The 4582-nt window shown below is 64.1% G+C and carries 5 protein-coding genes; all 5 read right to left on the bottom strand.

The features are described 5' to 3' along the window. A partial coding sequence (locus ACIQ36_RS18505) for an aldo/keto reductase (protein WP_395832078.1) occupies positions 1 to 500 on the bottom strand: 500 nt, incomplete at its 3' end. Then, a complete protein-coding gene (gene pseC / locus ACIQ36_RS18500) occupies positions 497 to 1654 on the bottom strand; it encodes a UDP-4-amino-4,6-dideoxy-N-acetyl-beta-L-altrosamine transaminase (RefSeq protein ID WP_395832076.1) in 1158 nt (385 codons plus the stop codon). The genes ACIQ36_RS18505 and pseC, both read right to left, overlap by 4 nt. Positions 1655 to 1673: 19 nt before the next feature. Beyond that, positions 1674 to 2723 (bottom strand): pseudaminic acid synthase, encoded by a 1050-nt coding sequence (gene pseI / locus ACIQ36_RS18495; protein WP_395832074.1) that lies wholly within the window; start codon positions 2721 to 2723, stop codon positions 1674 to 1676. After that, a complete protein-coding gene (gene pseG, locus ACIQ36_RS18490; protein WP_395832072.1) occupies positions 2720 to 4186 on the bottom strand; it encodes a UDP-2,4-diacetamido-2,4,6-trideoxy-beta-L-altropyranose hydrolase in 1467 nt (488 codons plus the stop codon). The genes pseI and pseG overlap by 4 nt, the downstream gene beginning before the upstream one ends. Next, positions 4186 to 4582: hypothetical protein (locus ACIQ36_RS18485; protein WP_395832070.1), on the bottom strand; the 397-nt coding region annotated here is incomplete at its 5' end. The genes pseG and ACIQ36_RS18485, both read right to left, overlap by 1 nt.

Genomic DNA, 4582 nt, shown 5'->3' with positions numbered 1-4582 from the left:
ATAACGGCGGCGGCATCCTCCGGCCCATAGACCGACGCCCCTAAGGCTGCCACCCGCCCGGCATCCATTTCCCCCCGCAAGGCCGCCAGCAAAACCGGGTTCTGCATATCGGCGGAAGAAGCATTGTGTATTTTAAGCATATCAAGCTTAGCCCGCTTCAAGCGGCTTAAGCTGGTCGAGACTGACGTTTCCACAAAGGCCGGAAGCTCTAAGGCGCTGATATCCTTCGGCAACAGGATTTTCGTGGCGATAACGGCCCCAGAATCCTCGCCCAAAGCAAGGCCGGTCCGCCGCTCGGCATCGCCATAGGCGGGGGCGGTGTCAAAGAAATCCACACCGCCTTGACGCGCCGCGTGCAGCGTCGCCAGCGCGTCGGCCTCGGGCGGCAGAACCGCCTCTGGCCCAACGCCATAGGCCAGCCCAAGGGCCACCGTGCCGAGGCCCAAGCGCCCCACAGTCGGGCCGCCGCGATAGAGCGGCAGCGCAACAAATGCCGTCATGCCGCCGCCCGACCGCTGGTTTCTACCCGCAGGGCTTCGATAACGCGGTCGGCCTGCGCGTCGGTCATATTCCCCCAAATTGGAATGGTGAGGATCTGCGGCCACGCAGCTTCCGCCACCGGACAATCACCGAGCTTGGTGCCGAAGGTCGCTTGGTAATAGGGCTGAGTATGGACGGGCTGATAATGCACGTTCACGCCCAACTGATGATTGTTCCGCAGAATCGGGAAGAGTTCATCCCGCGTCAGGCGCGAGCCTTCCGGGTCGATCCGCACGACGAATAGATGGTAGCCGTGCTGCGTGTGCGGCACTTCGGCGAGCGGGCGCACCGCGTTCATTTCGGCGAAGGCTTCGCGGTAACGCTTGGCGATGGCCCAGCGGCGTTCTTGCCATTTCGGCAGTTTCTTCAACTGCGAAATGCCCAAAGCCGATTGGAAATCGGTTAGGCGGTAGTTGAACCCCAACATCACCTGTTCATAAGCGAACCCACCCGTGGCGGCCCGGCTACGGTGGTCCGAGGTGATGCCGTGGTTGCGGAAAATCCGCATCGCCTGCGCCCGGTCGGGATCGTCGGTGGTAATCAACCCGCCTTCGCCCGTGGTGAAATGCTTCACCGGATGCAGCGAGAAGGTGGAGAAATCGGCGAGCGTGCCGACCGATTTGCCGCGATAGGAGCCGCAAACCGCGTGGCAGGCGTCGGAAATCAGCTTCAGCCCGTGGGTTTCGCACAAGGCCCAGAGCGCGTCGTAATCGCAGGGCTGGCCGCAGTAATCGACCGCGACGATGGCCTTCGTCTTCGGCGTGATCTTGCGGGCGACATCGGCGGGATCGATGGTCAGCGTATCGGGCAGAACATCGGCAAACACGGGCGTTGCGCCCATATAAACGGCGGCATTGGCCGAGGCCACGAAGGTCATCGTGGAGACGATCACCTCGTCCCCCGGCCCAATGTTCGCGCCCAGCATGGCACAATGGAGCGCGGCGGTGCCGTTGGAAACCGCGACGGCTTCTTTTGCGCCAGTAAACTCCGCAAAGGCTTTTTCGAACTCGCCCACTTTCGGGCCGGTCGTCAGCCAATCGGATTTCAACGCGGCGACGACGGCGGCGATATCGTCTTCGTCGATTTCCTGACGGCCGTAGGGAATGAAGCTCATTATGGAATTTCCTCGGTAACTAGGCCAGCAAGGTCCAATCCAGCGGCGTGCCGCGCGGAATATCGGTGCGGGCGGTCAGGGTCAGCACGCGCTCGTAGAATTTCGGCGCAAGCCCGAAGCCGGGGCGGATGGAGCGCACGCTGAGCGGCGTCAGTTGCTCGCCCGCCTTAATATCCGCGACCGCATAGAGCGAGCGGCGGAACTGGGCATTGCCCTTTTCGCCGTCCTGCTGCTCATAGGTGATGCGGCCCTTGGCCGCCCAGGCGGTGCGCGTATCATCGACCAAGCGCTTCAACTCGTCCGGCTCCAGCGAGAAAGCCGCATCCGGCCCGCCATCGGCGCGGCGCAGGGTGACGTGTTTTTCGATGACCGTCGCGCCCAGAACCGTTGCCGCCACCGGCACCGCTGTACCCAGCGTATGGTCGGACAGGCCGGGCTGCACGTCGAACGCCGCGCCCAGATGGGCAATGGTTGCGAGATTATAGTCTTCGGCGGCAGCGGGGTAAGCCGAGACGCAATGCAGCAGGCAAAGCTGCGTATTGCCCGCGCCCTTGGCCGCGGCGACAGCCTCGGAAATCTCGCCAAGATTAGCAAGGCCGGTCGAAATAATCATCGGTTTGCCCAGGCGCGCCACATAGCGGATCAACGGCAAATCGATCATCTCGAAGGAGGCGATCTTGAAGGCGGGCGCGTTTAGGCTTTCCAGCAGATCGACGGCGGTAAAATCAAACGGCGAGGAGAAGCAGGCAATGCCTTCGGTCTTGGCATGATCGAACAATTCGCCGTGCCATTCCCACGGCGTATGGGCTTCGCCGTAAAGATCGTGGAGCGTGCGCCCGTCCCACAGCCCGCCTTTGATGGTAAAGCCGGGGCCATTGTGATCGATCGTGATCGTATCGGCGGTGTAGGTTTGCAGCTTCACCGCATCGGCCCCGCAGGCTTTCGCCATCGAGATCAATTCTTTGGCGCGGGCAATCTCGCCATTATGGTTGCCGCTGATTTCCGCAATAATATAGGGCGGGTGATCGGGGCCGATGGGGCGACCGGCAATCGCAAAACTCTGGGTCATGCAGCGCTTTCTGTCAGGCGGGGACTTAGACGATACCAGCCCTCGGTGAACGGAAGGTAACCTGCGGCGCGGAATAGCCCGTGGGAGGCTTCATTTTCCGGCAGCACATGGGCGAGGATCGGCTCGCGCGGCACCAGGGCCGAGGCGAGGTTAAGGGCGGCGCGGCCAATCCCGCGCCGGTAATGGTCGGGGGCGGTGGCGATGGAAATTTCCCACCCCGGCACCGGCTCCGCCCGCCAATCGAGGCGCACATAGCCAACGGGGCGCGGCCCCATCGGCGTGTCTTCCTGCACGAAAAAGGGCAGGCGGTCGGGATCTTCCAGCAGGCGTCGATACCAAGCGGCATGTTCCGCTTCGGTCGGCGCGGCGGCGGAGCGGGCATAGCGCCGGGTTTCCGGGTGGCGCTGCCAGTCGAGCAGCAGGGCTTCGTCACGGGTCTCCATCAGGCGCAGCGACACGCGCCCGTCGAGAATGGATTGGGACGGCATCAGCGGCAGCAGAACCCGGTCGAGCCCGCGCCCGTCGATCAGCGCGCGCCCTGCTTCGGTCATTTTGGCGCGGGCCGAGCTATCGGCGCGCAGCGCGGCGAAGCGGTCAGCAATCGCAGCGGGGTCGTCCTCCACCAACCAAGCTGCCCCCGATGCGGCGAGCCGTTCCGCACCGGGGCGCTGATTTTCAGCGATGATGAGCACCAGCGTCGGCAGGCCCAAGCAGCAACGCTCCCAGGAGGAGGTGCCGCCCGCGCCAAGAGCGAGATCGCACCCGGCCATGAGCCCGGCCATATCGGGCGGCGCGACGTGCAGTTCAGCCCCCGGCAACTCGGCCACTTGGGCGCGGACGCTCTCAAGATGCGCCGCACTCGGCCCCATCACGACGACGAAGGTGAGGGCGGGCGCGTGCTCGGCGAGGGCCGTTAGCACTTTACCCGTGTGATCGAGCGGATCGGTGCCGCCGAAAGAGACGAGAACGCGCTGAACCTCCGGTTGGGCTTCCGCCTTAAACCGCTGCCAGCGTTCGGCCCGCGCCCGGCGAAAGGCGGGGCGGAGCGGCACATAGGCGGCACCGGCCAAAACGCAGGCCGAAGGGGCGACGCTTTCATACTCCTCTGCGGTCCGCCCAAGGGTTGAATCGAGCAGAATATGGGCGTCGTGCGGGCGGGTCGGGGCGTCGTCGATGACCAGCAGTTTGCGCCCGGCGCGGCGGAACTTCTGCTCCACATCAAGGCCGAAGTCATAGCCATCAAGAATCACAAGGTCCGCAGGCGTTTCCACGGCGGCTTCGGGGCGGAGGCGCGGCAGGGCGGCAAGGTCCGGCACGGCGGCATAGCCCGCATCCGAAATCGCCACCGAAACCCGCCACCCGGCTTGGTGCAGCCGCCCGGCAAGGGCCGAGCAGCGCACGGCATGGCCAAGGCCGGTCGTTCCCCCGGCCTCGCAACGGATGATCGCCTGCGGCTGTTGCATCAGCGCACCTTGAAGATCGGTTCGATGATCGGGGCCTTCAGATGCTCAATCAGCGCACCCCCGGCGATTTCTTGCGCAACGACGCCCAAAGCGCCGTCCCAGGCTTGCCGCATCCGCGCCATATCGGTGGCGTCATGGGCCCAGCAGACGTTATGGCTGGCGTTCATCAGAATGCCGCGCGCGAGCATTTCGGTCAGGAACAGCGTTTTGATCGCCTCTTTGCGGACCTTCGGGTGATCGTTCACCACTAGCAGCATCCAGGGGGCGGCCCCGGTGAGGGCGAAGATTCCATCTAAGCCGTGCTTCGTGACAAGCCCGCGCACGTCCTTCGTGAGTTCCTCGCCGAGCGACCAAAGCTTGGGGATAACCGCCTCCCGCTTCAGCTTTTCAATGGTC

This window comes from Elstera sp. (assembly GCF_044372965.1).
Lineage (GTDB): Bacteria > Pseudomonadota > Alphaproteobacteria > Elsterales > Elsteraceae > Elstera.
Note: the sequence above shows the minus strand (reverse complement) of the source record. Positions and strands in the feature narration are given on the sequence as shown.